This window comes from Ideonella azotifigens (assembly GCF_006519715.1).
GTDB classification, from domain to species: domain Bacteria; phylum Pseudomonadota; class Gammaproteobacteria; order Burkholderiales; family Burkholderiaceae_C; genus Ideonella; species Ideonella azotifigens.
In genome coordinates this window covers 1-4,506 of sequence record NZ_VIDT01000464.1, presented here as the reverse complement: position 1 = coordinate 4,506, position 4,506 = coordinate 1, and the positions used below count along the sequence as shown (strand labels likewise).

General features: G+C 67.8%; 5 protein-coding genes. 4 read left to right on the top strand and 1 reads right to left on the bottom strand.

All coding sequences use genetic code 11. The features are described 5' to 3' along the window. The 4 genes from FKP22_RS32440 to FKP22_RS34005 all read left to right on the top strand — a co-directional run. The coding region (locus tag FKP22_RS32440) for an STAS domain-containing protein (protein ID WP_170201009.1) at window positions 1–1,152 on the top strand (1,152 nt) is incomplete at its 5' end. A gap of 205 nt (window positions 1,153–1,357) precedes the next feature. Beyond that, a complete protein-coding gene (gene hslV / locus FKP22_RS21985; RefSeq protein ID WP_141289822.1) occupies window positions 1,358–1,909 on the top strand; it encodes an ATP-dependent protease subunit HslV in 552 nt (183 codons plus the stop codon). Continuing rightward, the gene (gene hslU / locus FKP22_RS21980) at window positions 1,906–3,258 is read left to right on the top strand and encodes an ATP-dependent protease ATPase subunit HslU (RefSeq protein WP_141289821.1); all 1,353 of its coding nucleotides are present in this window, start codon (window positions 1,906–1,908) and stop codon (window positions 3,256–3,258) included. The genes hslV and hslU overlap by 4 nt, the downstream gene beginning before the upstream one ends. A 97-nt stretch (window positions 3,259–3,355) precedes the next feature. Then, window positions 3,356–4,180 carry a potassium channel family protein gene (locus tag FKP22_RS34005; RefSeq protein ID WP_231013076.1) on the top strand — a complete coding sequence of 275 codons (825 nt, stop codon included), beginning with the start codon at window positions 3,356–3,358 and terminating at the stop codon, window positions 4,178–4,180. Here FKP22_RS34005 and FKP22_RS21970 read toward each other — a convergent pair. Further along, a partial coding sequence (locus FKP22_RS21970) for a type III pantothenate kinase (protein WP_141289820.1) occupies window positions 4,177–4,506 on the bottom strand: 330 nt, incomplete at its 5' end. The genes FKP22_RS34005 and FKP22_RS21970 overlap by 4 nt on opposite strands.

Here is a 4,506-nt window from a genome sequence, read left to right as displayed (position 1 = left end):
CTGGGCAAGGCGCCCGAGCTTGCCGCGCAGCCGCCGGCCTCCGCCGGGGCCATGGACGCCGGCGTGGTCGAGGTGCAGGAAATCACCCACGACCACGAGCTCGACGAAGCCGTGATTGCCTTTGCCAATGCCGACTTCGCCCTCTGCGAACGCGCGCTGGTGCAGCTCACCGCCGCTGGCGGCGCAAGGCAGAACCACAACGACACCTGGCTGGTGCTGTTCGACCTGTTCCGCGCCACCGGCCAGCAGGCCAGCTTCGACGCGCTGGCCAATGAATACCTGCAGCGCTTCCAGCGCTCGTCGCCACAGTGGTTCTCGCTGCCCAAGCTGGTGGCCGAAGCCGCCAGCCAGGTACCTGCAGCAGCCAGCACCGGCGCCGAGGTGGCCTGGGTCTGCCCGGCGCACCTGGACGTGGACGCCGTCACCCAGCTGAATTCCCAAACCCTGCAACTGCCGCAGCCCTGGGTGCTGGACTGGACACAGCTGCAGAAGATCGACCCCGACGCCGCCGCGCGGCTGTACCGGCTGATGCAGGGCTGGGCCCGGCAAGTGCTCGAGATGCGCTGGCTGTCGTCCGACCGCCTGTTCATGACGCTGCAGGACGCCGCGCCCGTGGGCGTGCGGGACGCCGATCCGGCCTACTGGATGACGCGGCTGGAAGCGCTGCGCATGATCAACCGGCCGGACCAGTTCGACGAAGTGGCCATCGACTACTGCGTGACCTACGAAGTGTCGCCGCCCAGCTGGGAGCCCACGCGCTGCTCGGCCCTCGTGGGCAGCTCGTCGGCCAACACCCAGTCGGCCCCGATGTCGGTGCTGAGCGAGCCCATCACCACCATCCAGGGCGCCAGCGAAGGCAAGAGCGGCTACAGCGTGACCTCGCTGGAACTCTCAGGCCAGCTCTCGGGCGACATTGGCCCGCTGCTGGGCATGCTGGACAACCGACTGGGCACTGCGCGCATGGTGCACATCTCCTGCGCGCTGCTGATCCGCGTGGACTTCATTGCCGCGGGCGACCTGCTGAACTGGGTCATTGCCAAGCGCGCCGAAGGCCGCAACGTGCGCTTCACCGAAGTGCACCGGCTGGTGGCGCTGATGTTCGGCGCGATGGGCATCGTCGAGCACGCCTACGCCCAGCTCCGTCAAGCTTGAATTGGCGCACCCGGTCTCGCGGGTACGCGAGACCACCCGCCGAGCGGGTTGCGCAGGCCGCTTGGGGCGGCCCGGCGCTGCCTGCGCTCCGCGCTGATCCAACTTGCTGTCGGTTTCGCATTCCCTGTCTGAGAACTTGCATGGCGGCTTGCATTCCAACGTCGGTGCCCTCAGCTAACCCTCGTTTTCGCTTCCAAAACAATCCATGGACTCTTACCACGGCACCACGATCATCAGCGTGAGGCGGCGCGGGCCGGACGGCCAATGGCAGGTTGCACTGGGCGGTGACGGTCAGGTCACGCTGGGGCACATCGTCGTCAAGGCGAGTGCGCGCAAGGTGCGCCGGCTGCATCACGACAAGGTGCTGGCCGGGTTTGCCGGCGCGACGGCGGATGCCTTCACGCTGTTCGAGCGCTTCGAGTCGAAGCTGGAGAAGCACTCCGGCCACCTGGTGCGCGCGGCCATCGAGCTCACACGCGACTGGCGCACCGACAAGGTCCTGCGCAACCTCGAAGCCATGCTGGCCGTGGCCGACCGCGATGCCTCGCTGATCATCACCGGCAATGGCGATGTGCTGGAGCCCGAGCTCGGCCTGGTGGCCATCGGCTCCGGCGGGGCCTACGCGCAGGCCGCCGCCCGCGCACTGCTGGCCCACACCGAAATGGGCGCAGCAGAGATCGTCAAGAAGTCGCTGGAAATTGCCGGCGACCTGTGCATCTACACCAACCAGAACCACACGATCGAGGTGTTGGAATGAGCATGACACCCCAGGAAATCGTGTCCGAGTTGGATCGGCACATCGTTGGGCAACAGGGTGCGAAACGCGCCGTCGCCATCGCCTTGCGTAACCGCTGGCGCCGCCAGCAGGTCGAGGACAAGCTGCGCGCCGAGATCACGCCGAAGAACATCCTGATGATCGGGCCGACCGGCGTGGGCAAGACCGAGATCGCGCGCCGACTGGCGCAGCTGGCGGACGCGCCGTTCATCAAGGTCGAGGCAACCAAGTTCACCGAGGTCGGCTACGTTGGCAAGGACGTGGACACCATCGTGCGCGACCTGATGGACATCGCCATCAAGCAGGAGCGCGAAGCCGCACTCAAGCGCGCCCGGCTGAAGGCCGAGGACGCCGCCGAGGACCGCATCCTGGACATCCTGGTGCCGCCGCCGCGCAGCAGCCAAGGTGGCGACGCCTTCGGTTTCACGCCGCCGCCCCCCGCGCCCACGCCGGACAACACTGCGCGCCAGGTCATGCGCAAGCGCCTGCGCGAAGGTTCGCTGGCCGACAAGGAGATCGAGCTGGAAGTGGCCGAGCCGCGCGCCAACCTCGACATCGTCAGCCCGCCCGGCATGGAGGCCATGGCCGAGCAGTTGCAAGGCCTGTTCTCGCAGATGGGCCAGCAGCGCAAGAGCCAGCGCAAGCTGAAGATTGCCGAGGCGCTGCAGATCCTCACCGACGAGGAAGCCGCCAAGCTGGTCAACGAAGACGAGATCCGCAGCAAGGCACTGCACAATGCCGAGCAGAACGGCATTGTCTTCATCGACGAGATCGACAAGGTCGCCTCGCGCAGCAACACCCAGGGCGCAGACGTGTCGCGCCAGGGCGTGCAGCGCGACCTGCTGCCGCTGGTCGAAGGCACGACCGTGAACACCAAGTACGGCATGGTCAAGACCGACCACATGCTGTTCATCGCCTCCGGCGCCTTCCACCTGGCCAAGCCCAGCGACCTGATCCCCGAGCTGCAGGGCCGCTTCCCGATCCGGGTCGAACTGCAGGCCCTCAGCGTGGACGATTTCGAGGCCATCCTCGGCAGCACGCACGCGAACCTGGTGCGCCAGTACCAGGCCCTGCTGGCCACCGAAGGCGTGACGCTGGACCTCGCACCCGACGGCATCCGCCGCCTGGCGCAGATCGCCTTCGAGGTCAACGAACGTACCGAGAACATCGGCGCGCGCCGACTGGCCACGGTGATGGAGCGGCTGCTGGAAGACCTGAGCTTCGACGCGCCGAACCTGTCGGGCCAGACTGTGCAGCTCAACGCCGAGTCGGTGAACGCCAAGCTGGGCGAACTCGCGCACAACGAGGACTTGTCGCGCTACATCCTGTGAGCTGCTTCTCGCGAACAGGGCTTGCGTGAAGGGCTGCATCGGGCGCTCTTGACCCAGCGCAAGTGGCGGCGCGAGCGCGCGGCTAGTCTCGCGCCTCATGGCGCCTTCTTCCCCAGCCCTCGAGCCCGTCAGCGCGACGATCCTGCGCCACGCCAGCTGGGGCTTGCGCGCCGCACCTCGCGAAAGCCCGCTGGCCGGGCGCATCGAGCGGCGCTGGCGATGGCCGGTGGTGGCAGCGCTGCTGGCCACCATTCCTGCCTTCTATGCCGAGCTGCTGCTGCCCACCGGCAGCACCTGGGCCCCCTCGGCCTACCTGGTGGCGGCCGTGGTGCTGGCCTGCGCCCTGATCGCGGTGGCCTGGCACACGCCGTCCCCGCGCCAACACCTGACAGCCAATCCAGGCGAGTGGCTGCTGATCGCCGGCCTGTTCAGTGCTGCGCTGCTGCCCACCAGCCAGGGCTCGGGCGCGGCACTGTCGCTGCGCCTGGCTGTGGCACTGCTGACCTTGCTGCGCATGGTCTGGGCACTGAAGCACTTGCTGAACCGCGGCGGCCTGACCTACCTGCTGGCCATGGCGCTGATGGTGCTGATGGGCTGTGGCCTGGGGTTCTGGTGGCTGGAGCCCACGGTGCACACGCTGGGCGACGGCCTGTGGCTGGCGTTCACCACGGCCGCCACCGTGGGCTACGGCGACCTGGTGCCCACCACGCCCGCGTCCAAGATCTTCTCGGTCTTCGTGGTGCTGCTCGGCCTGGGCGTACTCACGCTGGTCACCGCGGCGATTGCCACCAGCTGGATCGAAACCGGGGAGCGCCGCATGGAGCGCGAGATCCTGCAGGACATGCGCCACGAGATGGCCCGCTTGCGCCATGAGCTGCAGGCCTTGCGGGAAAGCCTGCCAGGGTCGGCGAAAAAAGACTAGAGCGCCAGCCTGTGCGACTGGATGTGCAGCAGGCCGTCGAAGATCAAGGATTCGACCAGTTCGTGCGGCACGTCCAGGTAAGGCGCCACTTTCCAACCTGCGCCACCGGTCATCAGCAGCACCGGCTCTTCACCACCGCTGCGCGCCGCCAGGTGGGCGCGCATGCGGGCAATGGCGCCGGTGATGGCATAGGTGCCGCCGCTGGTCAGTGCGTCGGACGTGTTGGCCGGGAACGGCATCACCTCGCCGGTCGGCACGCGCAGGCCGGCGGTGCCGCTTTCGAGCGCGCGCAACATGATGCCGTGGCCCGGCAGGATCAGCCCGCC